Source organism: Brevundimonas sp. (genome assembly GCF_035561115.1).
Lineage (GTDB): Bacteria > Pseudomonadota > Alphaproteobacteria > Caulobacterales > Caulobacteraceae > Brevundimonas.
On the sequence record NZ_DATMYH010000049.1, the window covers coordinates 1 to 17798 of the forward strand.

27 protein-coding genes and 1 pseudogene are annotated in these 17798 nt (G+C 66.5%); 1 reads left to right on the forward strand and 27 read right to left on the reverse strand.

What is annotated here, in order from left to right; translation table 11 throughout:
- Positions 1-220 precede the first annotated feature (220 nt).
- The 23 genes and pseudogenes from VN378_RS06030 to rpsJ form a co-directional block, all read right to left on the reverse strand.
- Complete coding sequence (locus tag VN378_RS06030; protein ID WP_325741946.1) at positions 221-793, reverse strand: adenylate kinase; 573 nt, start codon at positions 791-793, stop codon at positions 221-223.
- Positions 794-816: 23 nt separating this feature from the next.
- Positions 817-2205 carry a preprotein translocase subunit SecY gene (secY, locus tag VN378_RS06035; RefSeq protein WP_325741948.1) on the reverse strand — a complete coding sequence of 463 codons (1389 nt, stop codon included), beginning with the start codon at positions 2203-2205 and terminating at the stop codon, positions 817-819.
- 257 nt (positions 2206-2462) lie between these two features.
- A pseudogene (rplO, locus tag VN378_RS06040) lies at positions 2463-2903 on the reverse strand (50S ribosomal protein L15); the annotation flags it as partial.
- A 217-nt stretch (positions 2904-3120) separates the two neighbouring features.
- Positions 3121-3318 carry a 50S ribosomal protein L30 gene (gene rpmD / locus VN378_RS06045; protein ID WP_325741950.1) on the reverse strand — a complete coding sequence of 66 codons (198 nt, stop codon included), beginning with the start codon at positions 3316-3318 and terminating at the stop codon, positions 3121-3123.
- Positions 3319-3320: 2 nt separating this feature from the next.
- A complete protein-coding gene (gene rpsE, locus VN378_RS06050; RefSeq protein ID WP_325741952.1) occupies positions 3321-3941 on the reverse strand; it encodes a 30S ribosomal protein S5 in 621 nt (206 codons plus the stop codon).
- A gap of 11 nt (positions 3942-3952) precedes the next feature.
- Positions 3953-4315: a 50S ribosomal protein L18 gene (gene rplR, locus VN378_RS06055; RefSeq protein WP_325741954.1), complete on the reverse strand. Its 363-nt coding sequence runs from the start codon at positions 4313-4315 to the stop codon at positions 3953-3955.
- Positions 4316-4318: 3 nt separating this feature from the next.
- Complete coding sequence (gene rplF, locus VN378_RS06060) at positions 4319-4852, reverse strand: 50S ribosomal protein L6 (protein WP_056615256.1); 534 nt, start codon at positions 4850-4852, stop codon at positions 4319-4321.
- 1 nt (position 4853) lies between these two features.
- Positions 4854-5252, reverse strand: a complete 399-nt coding sequence (gene rpsH, locus VN378_RS06065) for a 30S ribosomal protein S8 (protein WP_055832159.1) — start codon at positions 5250-5252, stop codon at positions 4854-4856.
- A 14-nt stretch (positions 5253-5266) separates the two neighbouring features.
- Positions 5267-5572: a 30S ribosomal protein S14 gene (gene rpsN / locus VN378_RS06070; RefSeq protein ID WP_056615252.1), complete on the reverse strand. Its 306-nt coding sequence runs from the start codon at positions 5570-5572 to the stop codon at positions 5267-5269.
- Positions 5573-5591: 19 nt separating this feature from the next.
- Positions 5592-6152: a 50S ribosomal protein L5 gene (rplE, locus tag VN378_RS06075; RefSeq protein WP_056615248.1), complete on the reverse strand. Its 561-nt coding sequence runs from the start codon at positions 6150-6152 to the stop codon at positions 5592-5594.
- Positions 6152-6460 carry a 50S ribosomal protein L24 gene (rplX, locus tag VN378_RS06080; RefSeq protein WP_325741959.1) on the reverse strand — a complete coding sequence of 103 codons (309 nt, stop codon included), beginning with the start codon at positions 6458-6460 and terminating at the stop codon, positions 6152-6154. Before rplX ends, rplE begins: the two co-directional genes overlap by 1 nt.
- Positions 6461-6462: 2 nt before the next feature.
- Positions 6463-6831, reverse strand: a complete 369-nt coding sequence (rplN, locus tag VN378_RS06085; protein WP_055832151.1) for a 50S ribosomal protein L14 — start codon at positions 6829-6831, stop codon at positions 6463-6465.
- Positions 6832-6849: 18 nt separating this feature from the next.
- Positions 6850-7098, reverse strand: coding sequence for a 30S ribosomal protein S17 (gene rpsQ, locus VN378_RS06090; protein WP_055832150.1), 249 nt, complete (start codon positions 7096-7098; stop codon positions 6850-6852).
- Positions 7099-7108: 10 nt separating this feature from the next.
- Positions 7109-7306, reverse strand: a complete 198-nt coding sequence (gene rpmC / locus VN378_RS06095) for a 50S ribosomal protein L29 (RefSeq protein WP_055832148.1) — start codon at positions 7304-7306, stop codon at positions 7109-7111.
- Entirely contained in the window at positions 7303-7746 is a 444-nt protein-coding gene (rplP, locus tag VN378_RS06100) for a 50S ribosomal protein L16 (RefSeq protein WP_324811736.1), read from the reverse strand. Before rplP ends, rpmC begins: the two co-directional genes overlap by 4 nt.
- 3 nt (positions 7747-7749) lie before the next feature.
- A complete protein-coding gene (rpsC, locus tag VN378_RS06105; protein ID WP_325741963.1) occupies positions 7750-8502 on the reverse strand; it encodes a 30S ribosomal protein S3 in 753 nt (250 codons plus the stop codon).
- Positions 8502-8882, reverse strand: a complete 381-nt coding sequence (rplV, locus tag VN378_RS06110) for a 50S ribosomal protein L22 (RefSeq protein ID WP_056615236.1) — start codon at positions 8880-8882, stop codon at positions 8502-8504. The genes rpsC and rplV overlap by 1 nt, the downstream gene beginning before the upstream one ends.
- Positions 8883-8885: 3 nt before the next feature.
- The gene (gene rpsS / locus VN378_RS06115) at positions 8886-9164 is read right to left on the reverse strand and encodes a 30S ribosomal protein S19 (protein ID WP_055832138.1); all 279 of its coding nucleotides are present in this window, start codon (positions 9162-9164) and stop codon (positions 8886-8888) included.
- A gap of 3 nt (positions 9165-9167) precedes the next feature.
- Positions 9168-10001: a 50S ribosomal protein L2 gene (gene rplB, locus VN378_RS06120; RefSeq protein ID WP_325741966.1), complete on the reverse strand. Its 834-nt coding sequence runs from the start codon at positions 9999-10001 to the stop codon at positions 9168-9170.
- A 4-nt stretch (positions 10002-10005) separates the two neighbouring features.
- The gene (locus VN378_RS06125; RefSeq protein WP_055832134.1) at positions 10006-10311 is read right to left on the reverse strand and encodes a 50S ribosomal protein L23; all 306 of its coding nucleotides are present in this window, start codon (positions 10309-10311) and stop codon (positions 10006-10008) included.
- Positions 10311-11012: a 50S ribosomal protein L4 gene (rplD, locus tag VN378_RS06130; RefSeq protein ID WP_325741968.1), complete on the reverse strand. Its 702-nt coding sequence runs from the start codon at positions 11010-11012 to the stop codon at positions 10311-10313. The genes VN378_RS06125 and rplD overlap by 1 nt, the downstream gene beginning before the upstream one ends.
- Positions 11012-11773, reverse strand: a complete 762-nt coding sequence (gene rplC, locus VN378_RS06135) for a 50S ribosomal protein L3 (protein WP_325741970.1) — start codon at positions 11771-11773, stop codon at positions 11012-11014. The genes rplD and rplC overlap by 1 nt, the downstream gene beginning before the upstream one ends.
- A 20-nt stretch (positions 11774-11793) precedes the next feature.
- The gene (gene rpsJ / locus VN378_RS06140; RefSeq protein WP_003164367.1) at positions 11794-12099 is read right to left on the reverse strand and encodes a 30S ribosomal protein S10; all 306 of its coding nucleotides are present in this window, start codon (positions 12097-12099) and stop codon (positions 11794-11796) included.
- A 620-nt stretch (positions 12100-12719) separates the two neighbouring features.
- Here rpsJ and VN378_RS06145 point away from each other — a divergent pair.
- A complete protein-coding gene (locus tag VN378_RS06145) occupies positions 12720-13472 on the forward strand; it encodes a porin (protein ID WP_325741972.1) in 753 nt (250 codons plus the stop codon).
- Positions 13473-13608: 136 nt separating this feature from the next.
- On the opposite strand, the gene VN378_RS06150 is transcribed toward VN378_RS06145, so the two are convergent.
- From VN378_RS06150 to VN378_RS06165, 4 genes are all read right to left on the reverse strand, one after another.
- Positions 13609-14496, reverse strand: a complete 888-nt coding sequence (locus VN378_RS06150) for a GIN domain-containing protein (protein ID WP_325741974.1) — start codon at positions 14494-14496, stop codon at positions 13609-13611.
- Positions 14497-14548: 52 nt separating this feature from the next.
- Positions 14549-15406, reverse strand: coding sequence for a GIN domain-containing protein (locus tag VN378_RS06155; RefSeq protein WP_325741976.1), 858 nt, complete (start codon positions 15404-15406; stop codon positions 14549-14551).
- Between the two features lie 168 nt (positions 15407-15574).
- On the reverse strand, positions 15575-16483 hold the full coding sequence (locus VN378_RS06160) for a cupin-like domain-containing protein (RefSeq protein WP_325741978.1): 909 nt from the start codon (positions 16481-16483) through the stop codon (positions 15575-15577).
- A gap of 8 nt (positions 16484-16491) precedes the next feature.
- Positions 16492-17631, reverse strand: a complete 1140-nt coding sequence (locus tag VN378_RS06165; RefSeq protein WP_325741980.1) for a GNAT family N-acetyltransferase — start codon at positions 17629-17631, stop codon at positions 16492-16494.
- Positions 17632-17798 lie beyond the last annotated feature (167 nt).

A 17798-nucleotide genomic window follows, 5' to 3' on the forward strand; every position in this document is an offset into this window, starting at 1 on the left:
GAACAACACCACATGGATGGGCGGCGCGGGGGGAAGCATGGGAATATCGGCCTGGGTGCGCGCGATCACGGCGAACACCAGCAGATGCGCGGCCGAGACGCCCACGACGACGCCGGCCGTACGCAGCCGCTTCTTCGTCAAAAATGGGCGTTGGATTCTCACGCTCCCGTCCTACCACGGGGACATGAACGCGCGGACGCGCCAAAAGGTCAGGCGAGGTTCAGACGGCGGGGCCGTCCAGCGCCGCATCGATGGCCCTGGCCACCTCGGCGATCGCGCCCATGCCGTCGATCTCGGTCAACAGGCCCTTGTCGGCATAGTAGGGCAGCAACGGCGCGGTGTTGCGATTGTAGGCCTCCAGCCGGACCCGGAAACTCTCCGGATTGTCGTCCGGGCGTCCCTGGTCGGCGAAGCGGACGGCGACCCGTTCCAGCAGGGCCTCGTCGTCGACCTTGAGCCGGACCACGCGATCGATCTTCTTGCCCAGCTTGGCCAGCATGGCGTCCAGGGCCTCGGCCTGGGCCACGGTGCGGGGGAAGCCGTCGAAGATGGCGCCGCCGGCGTCCTCGGCTTCCTTGAGCCGGGCCTCGATCAGGGCGATGACGATGGCGTCGGAGACCAGGTCGCCGCGCGACATGATGGCCTGGCATTCCTTGCCGAGCTCGGAGCCCGAGGCGATGGCCTCGCGCAACATGTCGCCGGTGGACAGCTGGACCATGCCGCGGCTCTCGACCAGCCGCTTGGCCTGGGTGCCCTTGCCCGCCGCCGGCGGTCCGAACAGGATCAGGTTCATCGCCGCCCCTCCCCCGAAGGCTTCTAGCGCCGGGCCGGGGCGGTCAGGCCCTTGCCCGAAGGCTTGCCGCGACCGCGCAGCTTGGCCTTCTTGATCAGGCCCTCGTACTGGTGGGCCAGCAGCTGCGACTGGATCTGCGCCACCGTGTCCATGGTCACCGATACGACGATCAGGATCGAGGTGCCGCCGAAGGCCAGGCCCGAGCCGACGTTGGCGATGATCATTTCCGGCAGCAGGCAGACGGCGGTGATATAGGCGGCGCCGATCACGGTCAGGCGGGTCAGGACATAGTCCAGATATTCCGCCGTCCGCTTGCCCGGACGGATGCCCGGCAGGAAGCCGCCGTATTTGCGCAGGTTCTCGGCCGTGTCCTCGGGGTTGAAGGTGATCGAGGTGTAGAAGAAGCAGAAGAAGACGATCAGCGCGCCGTACAGCAGCATGAAGACCGGCTGGCCGTGCTGCATCTGGGCGGTGACCAGCGGCAGCCACTCCATCCACGACGGCAGGTTCGCATTGGCGGTCATCTGCGCCACCGTGGTCGGCAGCATCAGCAGCGACGAGGCGAAGATCGGCGGAATGACGCCGGCGGTGTTGACCTTCAGCGGCAGGAACGAGCGCTCGCCCCCGGCCATGCGGTTGCCTTCCTGGCGCTTGGGATACTGGATCAGCAGCCGGCGCTGGGCCCGCTCCATGAAGACGATGAAGACCACGACCGCGATCATCATGGCGGCGATGAACAGCAGGGTGAAGGCGGACATCTGGCCCTGCTGGGCCAGGCCGAACAGGCGGGCGATCGTGCCCGGCAGGACGGCGACGATGCCGGCGAAGATGATCAGCGAGATGCCGTTGCCGACGCCGCGCGCGGTGACCTGCTCGCCCAGCCACATCAGGAACATGGTCCCGCCGGTCAGGGTGGTGATGGTCGAGACGATGAAGAACAGTCCGGGGCTGTCGATCAGGCCGGGCTGGGCGTTCAGGCCGATGGCGATGCCGGTCGACTGGAACAGGGCCAGGACGACGGTCAGATAGCGGGTGTACTGGTTCAGCTGCTTGCGGCCGCTCTCGCCGCCCTCTTTCCGCAGCTTCTCCCACGGCGGATAGACCGCGCCCATCAGCTGGACGATGATCGAGGCCGAGATGTAGGGCATGACGTTCAGGGCGAACACGGCCATGCGCTCGACGGCGCCGCCCGAGAACATGTTGAACATGTCCAGGATGCCGCGCTGGCCGTCCGGGTTCTGGAAGAACTGCAGGAAGGCGTCCGAGTTGATCCCCGGGATCGGCACATAGGTGCCGATGCGGTAGACCAGCAGGGCCAGGATCGTGAACAGCAGACGTTTGTGCAGCTCGGTCGCTTTCGCGAACGAGCCCATGTTCATGTTTGCTGCGAGTTGTTCGGCGGCCGAAGCCATGTGTCGTCACCCCGACTGATCAGAACGCGGCGTATCGGACGTGAATCCGGCGCCAGCGTCCAGATAGGCGAAGGGCGCCCTCTTAGCGAGAGCGCCCCTCAAGCTTATTTTTTGGCAGCGGTCCGGGTTGTACGGGCCGAGATCTTGTTGGCGTCGCCACGGGGAGCCTTGGGAGCCGGAGCCTTGCCCTTGGCGGCGTTGCGCTTCTCGATGCGCGCGGCGGCCTTGGCTTCAGCAGCGATACGCTCCTGCACGACGGTGCCGCCGGCGGCCTCGATCGCCTTGACCGCGCCGGCCGAGGCCGACCAGACGACCAGGTTCAGCTTGGACTTGATCTCGCCGGTGCCCAGGATGCGGACGCCGTCCTTGACGCGGCGGATCACGCCGGCCGCGACCAGGGCGTCGCCCTTGATCTCGCCCTTGATGTCCAGCTTCTTGGCGTCGATGGCGTCCTGCAGGCGCCACAGGTTCACCTCGGCCAGCTTCAGCGCCAGCGGATTGTTGAAGCCGCGCTTGGGCATCCGCATGTACAGCGGCATCTGGCCGCCCTCGAAACCGCCGATGGCGACGCCCGAACGGGACTTCTGGCCCTTGACGCCGCGTCCTGCGGTCTTGCCCTTGCCCGACCCCGGGCCGCGGCCGACGCGCATGCGCTTCTTGTGGGCGCCTTCGTTGTCGCGAATTTCGTTCAGTTTCATGTGCCTGATCCTTTCGGGTGCTAGCGCCCGGTCTGGGACCGGACTCGGCTTGTTGGTCTTCTCCCTCCCCGTTCGGGGAGGGTGGTCCCGGAGGGACCGGGTGGGGACGGCTCGCGAGAGACATCCCCGGAACGCAATGAAGGGCGGCCTATAGCCGCCCCCACCCTGTCACCGCAAGCGGTGACATCCCTCCCCCGAGGGGGAGGGAGAAGGCACGTTACTTCTCGACGATCTCGGTCAGGTGGGCGACCTTGGCGATCATCCCGCGAACCGAGGGGGTGTCTTCCAGCGTGGACTCGCGGCCCATGCGGTTGAGACCCAGACCCGCCAACGTGGCGCGCTGATCCGACTTGCGGCGGATGGGCGAGCCCGTCTGACGGACGGTGACGGTGGTCTTGGATTCAGTCTTGGCCATGGTCAGGCTTCCTGGGCTTCAGGCGCCGCTTCCGGAGCCGAGGCGCCGTCGTTGCGGCGGCCCATCAGATCGGCGACCTTCTTGCCGCGCTTGGACGCGACCTGACGGGGCGACGACTGGACCTTGAGGGCCTCGAACGTGGCGCGGATCATGTTGTAGGGGTTCGACGAACCGGTCGACTTGCCGACGACGTCCTGGACGCCGAGGGTTTCGAGCACGGCGCGCATCGGACCGCCCGCGATGACGCCCGTTCCGGGAGGAGCGGCGCGCATCATGATCTTGCCGGCGCCCCAACGGCCCGAGCCGTCGTGGTGCAGGGTGCGGTTCTCGCGCAGCGGAACGCGGATCATGGTCTTCTTGGCTTCTTCGGTCGCCTTGCGGATGGCTTCCGGCACTTCGCGCGCCTTGCCGTGACCGAAGCCGACGCGGCCCTTGCCGTCGCCGACGACCATCAGGGCCGCGAACGAGAACCGGCGGCCGCCTTTGACGGTGGCGGCGACGCGGTTGATGTGCACCAGCTTTTCGACGATGTCCGAATCCGGACCGTCGGCCTGGGGAGCGTTGCGGTTGTCACGACGGTTGCGATCGTTGCCGCCGCCGCCGCGTTGGGGAGTTTGCGCCATCTGTCGCGTCCTTAGAAGTTCAGGCCGGCTTCACGCGCGGCTTCCGCCAGCGCCTTCACCCGTCCGTGATAGATGTAGCCGCCGCGATCGAAGACGACATCCTTGATGCCCTTCTCGAGGGCGCGTTCGGCGACCAGCTTGCCGATCAGGGCGGCGGCCGCGACGTCGGATCCCTTGGCCTTCTTGCCCTTCTCGCCTTCCAGCGAGGAGGCCGAGGCGATCGTGACGCCGTTCAGGTCGTCGATGATCTGGGCCGAGATGTTCTTGTCCGAACGGTGCACCGACAGGCGCAGGCGGCCGTTGGCGACAGCCTTCAGGCGGCGGCGGGTGCGCTCGGTACGGCGCTGGGCTTGTTGTCGAAGAGAGAGAGCCATGACTTACTTCTTCTTGCCTTCCTTGCGCCGGACCTTTTCGCCCGTGTAGCGGACGCCCTTGCCCTTGTAGGGCTCCGGCGGGCGCAGCTTGCGGATGACGGCGGCGATCTGACCGACGGCCTGCTTGTCGGCGCCGGTGATCTTGATTTCCGTCTGCTTGGGCACCGCGAAGGTGACCCCGGCAGGCGGCTGGATGTCGACGTCGTGCGAGAAGCCGAGTTGCAGCGACAGGGCGTTGCCCTTCATCGCGGCGCGGTAACCGACGCCCACCAGGTCCAGGCTCTTTTCGAAGCCCGTGGTGACGCCGACGACCATGTTGTCGACCAGGGTGCGCGACAGGCCCCACATGGCCCGCGAACGCTGGTTGTCCTCGCGGATCGCCAGGTTCAGACCGTCGTCGCCTTGCGTGACTTCGATCTCTTCGGCGACGGTCCAGGAGCGTTCGCCCTTGGGACCCTTCACCGACACGGTCTGGCCGTCGAGCGTGACGGTCACGCCCTTCGGGATCTCAATGGTGCGTTTTCCGATACGGGACATCTTAGTAGACCCTGCAGAGGACTTCGCCGCCCACCTTGGCTTCGCGAGCCGCGGTGTCCGACATGACGCCCTTGGACGTGGAGAGGATCGAGATGCCGAGGCCGTTCTTGATCGGCTTCAGGTCGGAGATCGCGGAGTAGACGCGGCGGCCCGGCTTGGACACGCGGGCGATCTCGGCGATGACCGGCTGGCCGTCGAAGTATTTCAGCTCGATCTCGAACTGCGGGAATTCGCCGGGGTTCTGAACCAGGGAATAGCCGCGGATGTAGCCTTCGTCCTGCAGCACGTCGAGGACGCGCTGGCGCAGGCGGGAAGCCGGGGTGAGCACCTTGGAACGTTTGCGCATGTGCGCGTTCCGGATGCGGGCGATCATGTCGCTCAGGGGATCGTTGATCATCATGTCTGTCGCTCCCCTTACCAGCTGGACTTGGTCAGACCCGGGATCTGACCCAGGTTGCCGAGTTCACGCAGGGCGATGCGGCTCATCTTGAGCTTGCGATAGAAGGCCCGCGGACGGCCCGTCACTTCGCAGCGGTTACGAATCCGGTTGGCGGCCGAGTTGCGCGGCAGCTTGGCCAGCTTCAGGCGCGCTTCGAAACGCTCCTCAAGCGGCAGGGATTCATCGTTGGCGGTCGCCTTGAGGGCGGCCCGCTTGTCGGCGTATTTCGCGACGAGGGCCTTGACCATCTCGTTGCGGTTTACGGCGCTTTTCTTAGCCATGGTTTCTTTCCCTTCCCGCTCAGTTCGTCACGAACGGGAACTTGAACTCGGTGAGAAGCGCGCGCGCCTCGTCATCGGTCTTGGCCGTGGTGCAGACGATGATGTCCATGCCCCACATCTGGTCGATCTGGTCGTAGTTGATCTCGGGGAACACGATGTGTTCCTTGAGGCCCATGGCGTAGTTGCCGCGACCGTCGAACGAGGTCGGCTTCAGGCCGCGGAAATCCTTCACGCGCGGCAGCGCGATCGTGATCAGGCGGTCCAGGAACTCGTACATCTGGTCGCCGCGCAGCGTGACCTTGCCGCCGATGACCATGCCTTCGCGCAGCTTGAAGCCGGCGATGGAGTTGCGGGCCTTGGTGGCGACGGGCTTCTGACCGGCGATGGCGGCCAGATCCTTGAGGGCCGCAGTGGCCTTCTTGGAGTCAGCCACGGCTTCGCCGATGCCCATGTTGAGGACGATCTTGTCCAGCTTGGGCATCTGCATCGGGTTGGTGTAGCCGAACTTCTCGGTCAGCACGCCCTTGATGCGGTCGTTGTACTCGCCCTTGAGGCGCGGGGTGTATTTGGTGTCGGCCATCAGATGACGTCTCCCGTCGTCTTGGCGAAGCGGACCTTCTTGTCGCCTTCGATCTTGAAGCCGACGCGGGTGGCCTTGCCGTTGGCGTCGGCGATCGCGACGTTGGACAGGTGAAGCGACGCTTCCTTGTTCTTGATGCCGCCCTGGGGGTCGGCCTGGGTCGGGCGGGTGTGGCGCTGAACCATGTTGATGCCCTGCACCAGCACGCGGTTCGTCGCCGGCAGGACCTTGGTCACCTTGCCGGTGCGGCCCTTGTCCTTGCCGGTCAGGACGACGACGTTGTCGCCCGTTTTGATCTTGGCGGCCATGACTACAGGACCTCCGGAGCCAGAGAGATGATCTTCATGTGGTTCTTGGCGCGCAGTTCACGGGGAACCGGGCCGAAGATCCGCGTGCCGACCGGCTCGTTCTGCTTGTTGACGATGACGGCGGCCGACTTGTCGAAACGAATGACAGAGCCGTCCTTGCGCATGATGTCCTTGGCGGTGCGCACGACGATGGCGCGCACGACGTCGCCCTTCTTCACGCGGCCGCGCGGAATCGCTTCCTTCACCGAAGCGACGATCGTGTCGCCCACCGAGGCGTAGCGGCGCTTGGAGCCGCCCAACACCTTGATGCACATGACCCGGCGAGCACCCGAATTATCGGCTACCTCCAGGTTAGTTTGCATCTGGATCATTTGATCAGATCTTTCTGATTACGAAGCCGAGGCCGAGGAGTCCGACAGGACTTCCCAGCGCTTCAGCTTGGACTTGGGGGCGCACTCGATGATGCGGGCCTGATCGCCCACCTTGAGGGCGTTGGCTTCGTCGTGAGCGTGGTACTTCTTGGACAGGCGCACGATCTTTTTCAGGACCGGGTGCAGCAGCGTGCGTTGGACGACGACGACGACAGTCTTGTCGCCCTTGTCGGAGACGACCACGCCTTCGAGAACTCGTTTGGGCATCTTCGTTTCCTTAACCCGCCGCGCGGTTCGCACGCAGAAGCGTGGAAATACGGGCGATGTCCTTGCGCACTTCCGAGACCCGATGGGTCTTTTCCATCTGGCCGGTGGCGGCCTGGAAGCGCAGGTTGAACTGTTCCTTCTTGAGCTTCAGCAGCTCGTCGGACAGCTGGTCGGGCGTCTGGGCCCGGAGGTCGGCGATCTTGGTCATGCTCCGACGTGCTCCACGTGCGAGACACCGGCGTCGAGGCGGGTGACCACCTTCGTACGGACCGGCAGCTTGGCGGCGCCAAGACGCAGGGCCTCGCGGGCGATGTCGTCCGGCACGCCGTCGATTTCAAACAGGATCCGGCCCGGGTGGCAGCGCGCCGCCCAGTGATCCACGGCGCCCTTGCCTTTACCCATGCGGACTTCGGCCGGCTTGCCCGTGACGGGCAGGTCGGGGAAGACGCGGATCCAGACGCGGCCCTGACGCTTCATCTGGCGGGTGATCGCGCGGCGGGCCGCCTCGATCTGACGCGCAGTGATGCGTTCCGGCTCCACCGTCTTCAGGCCATAGGACCCGAAGTTCAGCGAGAAGCCGCCCTTGGCGGAACCGTGGATGCGGCCCTTGAAGGCCTTGCGGTACTTGGTCTTTTTCGGTTGCAGCATGACTTAGCCCTCACGCCCGCGACGCTGACCGCGATCGTTGCGGCCGCCGCGATCACCGCCGCGGCCTTCGTTCGAAGAAGGACCCGAAGCCTCGACCGCCCAGCGCTTGTCCTGCGCCATCGGATCGTGCTCGAGGACCTCGCCCTTGAAGACCCAGACCTTCACGCCAATGATGCCGTAGGTGGTCTTGGCCTGGATGAAGCCGTAGTCGATGTCGGCGCGCAGGGTGTGCAGCGGCACGCGGCCTTCGCGATACCATTCCATCCGCGCGATTTCCGCGCCGCCGAGGCGGCCCGAAACGTTGATGCGGACGCCCTTGGCGCCGAGACGCATGGCCGACTGCATCGCGCGCTTCATGGCGCGGCGGAAGGCGATCCGGCGTTCCAGCTGCTGCGCGATGTTCTCGGCGATCAGCTGGGCGTCCGTCTCGGGCTTGCGCACTTCGACGATGTTCAGGTGAACCTCGCCCTCGGTCCGCGCCGAGATGTCCTTGCGGAGCTTCTCGATGTCGGCGCCCTTCTTGCCGATCACGACGCCCGGACGGGCGGCGTAGATCGTCACGCGGCACTTCTTGTGCGGACGCTCGATGATGATGCGCGACACGCCGGCGGCGTTCAGGCGTTCCTTCAGCCACGTGCGCAGCTTGAGGTCCTGGTGCAGCAGTTTGGCGTATTCGGCGCCGCGGGCGAACCAGCGGCTGTCCCACGTACGGTTGACGCCGAGGCGCAGACCGATCGGATTGACTTTCTGACCCATCAGGCGGCCTCACCGGCTTCGCGGACCACGATGGTGATCTCCGCGAAAGGTTTCAGGATGCGCGACGAACGGCCACGAGCACGGCTCGCGAAACGCTTCATCACCAGGTTCTTGCCTACGAAGGCCTCGGCGACGACCAGGTTGTCGATGTCGAGGTTGTGGTTGTTCTCGGCGTTCGACACGGCCGAATACAGCACCTTGCGGACGTCGGTGGCGATGCGCTTGCGGCTGAATTCCAGCTCGTTCAGCGCCTTCTGCACCGGCAGGCCGCGGATCGACTGGGCGACCAGGTTCAGCTTCTGAGGGCTGATCCGGACGTTCACCAGCTTGGCGCGCGCTTCGGTCGGGGCGACCCGACGTTCATTTTTGGTCTGGGCCATCAGTTATTTCCTTTTGGCCTTCTTGTCCGCCGCGTGCCCGGGGAACGACCGGGTCGGGGAGAACTCGCCGAACTTCATGCCGACCATTTCTTCGGAGACCGACACCGGCACATGCTTGAGGCCGTTGTGGACACCGAAGGTCAGGCCGACAAACTGCGGCAGGATGGTGGAGCGGCGCGACCACGTCTTGATCACGTCCTTGCGGCCCGACGACGCTGCCGTCTCGGCCTTCTTCAGCAGATACCCGTCGACAAACGGGCCTTTCCAGGAGGAGCGGGCCATCGGTTAGCGAGCCTTCTTCACGTGGCGGGTACGGATGATGAACTTGTCCGTCGCCTTGTTCTTGCGGGTGCGGGTGCCCTTGGTGTCCTTGCCCCACGGCGTAACCGGGGTGCGACCGCCAGAGGTCCGGCCTTCACCACCACCGTGCGGGTGGTCGATCGGGTTCATGGCGACGCCGCGAACGTGCGGACGCCAGCCCATGTGCCGGACGCGGCCGGCCTTGCCGAGGTTCTGGTTCATGTGGTCGGGGTTCGAAACCGCGCCCACCGTGGCCATGCAGCCGTCCAGGACCATGCGAAGCTCGCCCGAACCCAGACGGATCTGGGCGTAGCCGGCGTCGCGGCCGACCAGCTGGGCGTAGGCGCCGGCCGAGCGGGCCAGCTGGGCGCCCTTGCCCGGCTTCATTTCGACGTTGTGGATGATCGTGCCGACCGGCACCGAGCGCAGCGGCATCGCATTGCCCGGCTTCACGTCGACCTTTTCACCGGCGACCACCGTGTCGCCCGCCTTCAGGCGTTGCGGCGCGATGATGTAGGCCTTTTCGCCGTCCTCATAGACGATGAGAGCGATGAAGGCGGTCCGGTTCGGATCGTATTCCAGGCGTTCGACGGTCGCCGAGGCGAACTTGCGGCGCTTGAAGTCGATCTTGCGGTACAGCGTCTTGGCGCCGCCGCCGCGGAAGCGGACGGCGATACGACCGCCCGCGCCGCGACCGCCCGACTTGGTCAGGCCTTCGGTCAGCGACTTCTCGGGGCGTCCCTTGTGGAGCTCCGAACGGTCGATCAGCACCAGGGCGCGGCGGCCCGGCGATGTCGGATTGTAGGTTTTCAAGGCCATCTGATCAGAGCCCCGTGGTGACGTCGATCGACTGGCCTTCAGCCAGCGTCACGATCGCTTTTTTGATGTCGACCCGACGGCCCATGATGCCGCGGAAGCGCTTGGTCTTGCCCTTTTGGACCAGGGTGTTGACCTTCAGGACGTTGACCTTGAACAGGCTTTCGACCGCGGCTGCGATCTCATCCTTGGTCGAGGTGCCCGAGACGCGGAAGACGACCTTGTTCTGCTCCGACAGGATCGTGGCCTTTTCCGTGATGATCGGAGCCAGGATGGTGTCGTAGTGTTTTGCGGTGGGGTTGGCGCCAGCCATTACGCGGCCTCCTTCTTCGTCTTGGCAGCCGGTTTGGCGGCCTGGGCGGCCTCGGCTTCGCGACGCGACGGGGTGTAGTCGGCGTAGGTGGCCTCGATGGCCTCGACGGCCGCCTTGGTCAGCACCAGCTTGTCCGCGCGCAGGATGTCGTAAACGTTCAGGCCGGCGTTCGGCAGGACGTTCACCATCGGAATGTTGCGGGCGGCCAGGCCGAAGTTCGTGTCGACTTCCGGACCGGCGATGATCAGCGTGCGGGTCCAGCCCAGCTTGCCGAGGGTTTCGCGCAGACCGGCGGTCTTGGCGTCCTTCAGCGAGATGTTATCGACCACGACCAGATCGCCGGCGACGACCTTGGCCGACAGCGCGTGACGCAGGGCCAGGGCGCGGACCTTCTTGGGCAGCGAGAAGCCGTGGTCGCGGACGACCGGGCCGAAGGCGCGCGAACCACCGACGAACTGCGGGGCGCGACGCGAACCGTGACGGGCGCCGCCGGTTCCCTTCTGCTTGTACATCTTCTTGCCGGTGCGAGAGTTCTCGTTCCGGGTCTGGACCTTGTGGGTGCCGGCGCGGCGCTTGGCCAGTTGCCAGTTGACGTAGCGGGCCAGGATGTCGCCGCGGATGTCGGTGATGCCGAAGACGGCGTCCGACATTTCGACGTCACCGGCGGCCTTGCCGTCGAGTTTGATGACCGGGAGTTTCATTACGCTTCACCGCCTTCGGTGGTTTCGACGGCCGGGGCTTCCTCGGCCGGCGTTTCAGCCGGTTGAGCCGCAGCAGCCGAACCGCCCTTGGACTTCACGCCGCCGGGGAACGGGGCGTCGGCCGGACGGGCCTTCTTGACGGCGTCGCGAACCTTGACCCAGGTGCCTTCGTGACCGGGCACGGCGCCCTTGATCAGCAGCAGGCCGCGCTCGACGTCGACGCGGAACACGGTGAGGTTCTGGGTGGTGACGACTTCCGTGCCGTAGTGGCCGGCCATCTTCTTGCCCTTGAAGGTCTTGCCCGGATCCTGACGCTGGCCGGTCGAACCGTGCGAACGGTGCGAGACCGAGACGCCGTGGGTCGCCCGCAGACCACCGAAGTTCCAGCGCTTCATGGCGCCGGCGAAGCCCTTGCCGATGGTCTCGGCCTGGACGTCGACCTTCTGGCCGGCGACGAAGTGGTCGGCCGAGAACTCGGAGCCCACATCCATCATGGCGTCCGCATCGATGCGGAACTCGGTGACATAGGCCTTGGGTTCCACCTCAAGCTTCGCGAAGGACTCGCGCTGGGCCTTGTTGGTGTTCTTGGCCTTCTTGGTGCCAGCGCCCAGCTGGAGAGCGACGTAGCCGTCACGCTCCTGGGTACGTTGGCCGACGACCTGGCAGCCGTCTAGCTGAAGCACAGTGACCGGTACGTGCGCGCCGTCATCGGCGAACACGCGGGTCATGCCCAGCTTCTTGGCGATCACGCCCGTGCGCATCGGATCCCGCCTCTTTCTTATTAAATCTTGATCTCGACATCCACGCCGGCGGACAGGTCGAGCTTCATGAGCGCGTCCACAGTCTGCGGGGTGGGGTCGACGATATCGAGGACACGCTTGTGCGTGCGGATTTCAAACTGCTCGCGCGACTTCTTGTCGACGTGCGGCGAGCGGTTCACGGTGAACTTTTCGATCAGGGTCGGCAGCGGGATCGGACCGCGAACGGTCGCGCCCGTGCGCTTGGCCGTGTTGACGATTTCGCGCGTCGAAAAGTCGAGGACGCGGTGATCGAAGGCCTTGAGCCTGATGCGGATGCTTTGATCCATATCGGTCGTATTTCCCAAGCAGGCGAACCTGCGTCCCTGTGAACCATTTCAAAGACCGGAGTCTTCAGGCCGTAAGGCCTTCAGAGTACGCACGTCCGCAAAAACGATCGGCCCACGCAGCGAACCGCGAAGGCCGTTGAAGTCCTGGGTCACTGCAAAGAACAGGTCCGAGGTCGTTCCTGCGAACCGCGTCTGCACCCCAAAAACACGCGGGATGCACAGCCGGTCCAACAAGAGTGGGGGCTTATGACCGTCGATTCCGATTTGGTCAAGCGGCGAAAACGTGGCGGACGCTGGGTTTACCCCGTTTCCGCCGAATCCGGCTGCGAGGACCGAACCGCGCGCCTCCTTATAGTGGGTCGACGGGTTGCGCTCCCGCCTCTGCGGCGGGCGAAGGGACCAGGAAGCCGGCTTCACCCCCGTTTCTGACCCCGGATTCACAGTGCGCCGTTATGCCTACGCTTGTTGGCCGCAACGTCGCCACAATGCGTGGCCGCAGGGCTACAGGCGGCCCAAGCGTCTGTTTTGTGACGTCTTTGTAATGGCCGCGCCAGCTTTGCCGTTGGTAGCAGAACCAGCCCGCAGCGCGACTCCCCGCGTGCGACAATGGAAAAACAAGAATGAAGTCTCTCTTCCTCGCCACCGCCGCCGTGGCCGCCTTCGCCGCCGCTCCCGCCCTGGCCCAGGAGCCGGTCGGTTCGGTCGGCCTGACGTATTCCGACAGCCAGATCGAGTTCGGCGGTCTGGAAGCCGAGTCGGACAGCTACGCCCTCGACGGCGTGGTCGCTGTGCCGGCCTTCGGCCGCTGGACCTTCACGGCCGCCGCCAACGCCGCCCAGACCGACGACGGCGTTGATGACGACACCGCCTTCTCCGGCACGGCGCACCTGACCACCCTCGTCGGTTCGGACGTGCGCGTCGGCGGTTTCGTCGGCGCCTCCGACTACGCTGACGAAACCGCCCTGACCGCGGGCACCGAGATCCAGAAATATCTAGGCAAGGCCACGCTGACCGGCGTGGTCGCCTACACCAGCGCCGACGACAGCGATGTCGACGCCTGGTCGGTCGGTGCGGACGCCGCCTTCTACGCCACGCCGAACCTGCGCCTCAACGCGGGCCTCGGCTATGTGACCGCCGACGCCGCCGGCGTCGACATCGACGGCATGACCTACGGCGCCGGCGCCGAATATCAGATCGGCCGCACGCCGTTCTCGGTGACCGCCGGCTATTCGCACGCCGATATCGAGGACATCGACATCGACACCGTGTCGGTCGGCCTGCGCTACAGCTTCGGCGGCGGCCTGCAGACGCGCGACCGCGCAGGCGCGGCCCTGCCGGGCTCGGGCGTCATGGGCCTGCTGGGCGCGCTGTAAGCGTTCCGGCTCCCTGACGAAAGAAGCCCCGGCGGAGCGATCCGCCGGGGCTTTTCGTTGGGCGATGCAGAAAGGAAAAAGGCCCGGAGGGTTCCACGCTCCCGGGCCTTCTCCGTCACGGCGACTGACAGGGAGGTCAGGTGCCGATGTGGATGTCGCCAAGGCCGGCGACCGAACGGCTGACCGAGCCGGTCGCGCGGGCGATGTTGACGTCTCCGACACCGGCGAGGGAGACATCCACGTCTCCGGCCACGCCGTCGAAGTCGACATCGCCCACGCCGGCGACGTTGATGCTCAGGGTGGGAGCCGTGCCGGCCCGGACCGAGACGTCGCCGGCGCCGGCGAGGCTGATTTCTGTCGGCCCGTCGACGCGGGCGACGACCACGTCGCCGGCCCCGGACACCGAGATGTCCAGACCCCGGGTGGCGCCGGCCGTGATCGACCCGGCCCCCGAGATGCTCGCTTCCAGTTCCGACGAGGTTCCGGCGCGGATGTCGCCTGAACCCGCGACGCCCAGCGACATGCGACCGTCGGTGTTGGCGACATTCCAGTCGCCGCAGCCCGAATTGCCGAGCTCGATCGAGGCTGCGCCGCGGCCGACCGAGCCGAAGACGGCGCCGGAGGCGTCCACATTCACATTGCGCGGCGTGCGAATGACGATCAGCGGCGCGTCGGCCAGATTGACCCGGCCCAAGTTGCGAACCTCGACCGAGGCGCCCTCGCCCGGGGTTCGGGCGTTGTCCGGACCCGACCGGCAGTTGCGAAGGCCGTCGCCCCGGCCGAACAGGCCGCGACGGCCGCCCAGCCCTCCGTCGATGCGGACATTGGCGCCGTCGCGCGTGACCTGGACGGCGGGCAGACCCGACGAGCCCTGTTCGACCTCGACGGCGATGTCGTTGCGGTCTTCCACCACCACGGCGACGCGGGCCACGGCGTGGCGGATTTCGACCTCGGGGCCGGATTTGGCGAAGGCGGGCCCGGCCACGGCGGCGATGGCGATGGCGGATGCGATGATGAGTTTCATGACGGCGTTCCCTCTCGAAGGATGATGTCTGATGCGTCCAGCGGGCTGCGCATCAGCGGCCGCGGCGGCTCTGGCGCACGGCCTGGCCGGCGATCACAATATTCCCGGAACCCATGACGCTTTGCGAAACCGCACCGGTGGCGCCGCCGACGTTGATGTCGCCGGAGCCCATGATGTTGGCTTCAATGTTCGTGACCGTGCCGGGGATGTTGATGTCGCCCGACCCCATGATGTTGGCCTCGACCGGACCGTCCACGCGGGCGGCGCTGATGTCGCCCGAGCCCATGACGTTGGCCTCGAGCCCCCGGGTCGCGCCGGCGTGGATATCGCCGGAACCCATGATGCTGGCTTCGAGCCGGCTGGACGTTCCGGCGCGCATGTCGCCCGAACCCATGATGGAGAGGGACATGGTCCCGTCCGTATTGGCGATGTTCCAGTCGCCGCAGCCGCCGTTGCCGACTTCGATCGAGGAAGCCCCCCGGCCGACGGCGCCGAACACGGCGCCGCTTTCCACCCCCACCTCGACCGTGCGGGGCGTGCGGATCACGATCAGCGGCGCGTCGGCCAGTCTGACGGTTCCGACCTGACGGACCTCCACCGAGGCCCCTTCGCCCGGCTGACGGGCGCCGTCGGGGCCCGACTGGCAGTTCCGGATGGCGCTGTTGCCGAACAGACCGCCTTTCAGACCGCCATGGATGATGACGTCGTCGCCGCGGCGGCGAACCTGGACCGCCGGGAGGCCCGAGGTCCCCTGCTCGATTTCGACGCCGATATCGGCCCGGTCTTCCACGATGACCACGACGCGGGCGACGGCATGCTCGATTTTGGCGGACGGTCCGTCCATGGCCGCGGCGGAACCGGCGGCGAGCGCGGCGGCGATGACGGTAGCGGATACGATGGCGAGTTTCATGACGGCGCTCCCTCCCGGAATGTGCGGGAAGGTGCGACCGGCCAACCGTGAAGTCAGCTTAAAACGAGGTCATGACTTCGAATTCATCCAAGTCACCAAAGTCGCCGGAAATTCCGTCGTCGAAGTCTCCGGAGTCCGTCGTCCAATTCTCTGGCGGCTTTCGCCCGCTCAGGCCCGCAGCGCGCCCGCGCCGTCGGCGGCGCCGATCTCGGGCTCGAAATCCCGCTCGAAATGGGCGATGCGGCTCTTCAGCCCGCCGACCCGCTTCAGCGCCAGCGAGGCGGCCCAGCGGGCGGCCAGTTCAGGCGGCGCCATCCGGTCGGTCATGCGCGGCTGAGCGCCCCGGCTGCGCAGCACGGCGTTGGTATAGAGGGCCCCGTTGCGGAACCGCGACGGCCAGGTCTGGAAATCCATCGACAGGGACACGCAGAACCGGTCCAGGTTCTCGACCCGGTGCGGCGCATAGATCGGCCAGGTCAGGGCCTGCCCCGGCTCCAGGTCCATCACCTGGGCGTCGGCCTCGAAGGCCAGCGAATAGGGCAGTTCCTCGGTCGTCTGGCGCGACACCACCTGTTCCATGTCCGCCTCGGCCAGATGGGCCTCGTCCCCCGGATAGACGAAGATCCGCTTGCGCCCGCGCAGGTGGAACAGCACCACGCCCGCCGCGTCGAAATGATACGGCACCCGCGCCTTGGGCGAGGACAGGATCAGCTGGCCGGCGTTCTTCACCGCTTGCAGGCCGGGATAGGCGCCCTGCACCTTGCGGAACTCGGCCATGGCCGCGGCCCACAGTTCGGGCCAGCCGGTCTCGACCTCGCGCAGATTGACCCACAGCCGGCCCTGCTGGATCGCCGACAGAAGCTCCGCGCCGTTCAGCCGCCCCCGCGCGCCCGTGCGCAGCGAGACCTGACCCGCCTCGTCGTAGTCGTACAGATTGATGTCAAACAGCCCCGCCGGATAGCGGTCCAGAACCGCCGCCAGCGCCTCGTCGGAGGCGAAGCCTTGCTCGACCAGGCTGTGCGGATGGATCCCGGCCTGTTTGATCGGGCCGGAATAGCGTGTGCGCGTGTCGTTCATGGAGTGTCTCAGGCCGGAACGGGTCGGGTCGAACCCTGGCGGGCCTTTGCAAGCGCCGCGCCCGCGGCCTGCATCGCGCCCCTCAGGCGGTTGCCCGGCGTCGTCTCGCAGGCCTCGATGGCGGCCCAGCGGCGCCGCACGCTGGTGCGCAGCCGCTCGCCGCGCCTGCCCAGCACGCCGACCGCGGCCTGGCTGACCGCCGCGCCCAGACCGGGCCTGAGAATGACGGCCTCGCGCACGATGCGCGCCCCATTGCAGAAATACTTCTTGTAATGTTCGCCCTCGAACCCGAAATCGAAGGTGCGATAGCCGAGTTCCGACGCCAGCCGCATGGTGTCCATGCTCAGCAGGATGCCCGGCGAACAGCGCGCCAGGGCCGGATCGTAGCCGGGGAACCAGAAATGATACTGGTCGCCCGCGTGCAGTGAATATTCGATCGCCGTCAGCCGGTCGCCCGCCCAAAGTCCGGCCATCGAGGCGCCGAACCCGTCGCGGTCTTCCTTCAGCAGGGCGTGCAACAGGTCCGCCGTCCAGCCGCAGGCGAAGATGTCGTGCCGCGCCGTGCGCCTGTACTGATCCCGTTTCAGCTCGATCAGCCAGTCCAGCAGGACCGGGTCGCGCAGGCCGCGCTCGACCCGCAGAGGGCCCAACTCGGCCTCCATGCTGCGGCGGGCGCGCTCCTTGTCCTTGAAGAATTTGCCCTGGTTGCTCCGGCGGTCGGCGTACCAGCCGTCATAGCCGCCCTCGCCCAGCTCGACCTGGACGGTGCGGCGATCCTCGCCGAGTCCGGTCTCGCCGACCCAGGCTGTAACGTTCAGCCGGGTCGCGCCCAGCACGGCGGCCGCCTCCTCGAGCGACGGCGCCTGTCCGGGAAAGGCGATGATTCCGTGATAGTCGTTCATTGGCGCGGCCAGGGGCTGCATCGCCCCGCCGCGCCGTTGATGCGGAAAGAAGCCGACGGTCCGACCGCCGCGCGAGAAGACGGCGACAGCTGCGTCCGGACTGATGCGGCCGGCGACCTGGGCGAACTCGGGCCGGAAGTACGGGCTGTTCAGCGACGGATCGGCGGCCAGCATGGCGCGCCAGTCCGCCCATGCGCCCTCGTCCAGCGCATCCACCTTGACGATATCGACCTTCAGTCCGGTCATGCGGCTTCCTTCGGGGGCGCGACGGCTCGTTGTTCCGGACGTGTCTCGCACGGCCCCCGTTTCAGGCCGGTGAGCGTTCATGGTGAACGAAATCTGTGCGGAGCCTCCGCCCGCTCGCGGGCGTTGCCATTCCATTCGCCTTCGCCTTTGCTGGAGCCAGCCATGAC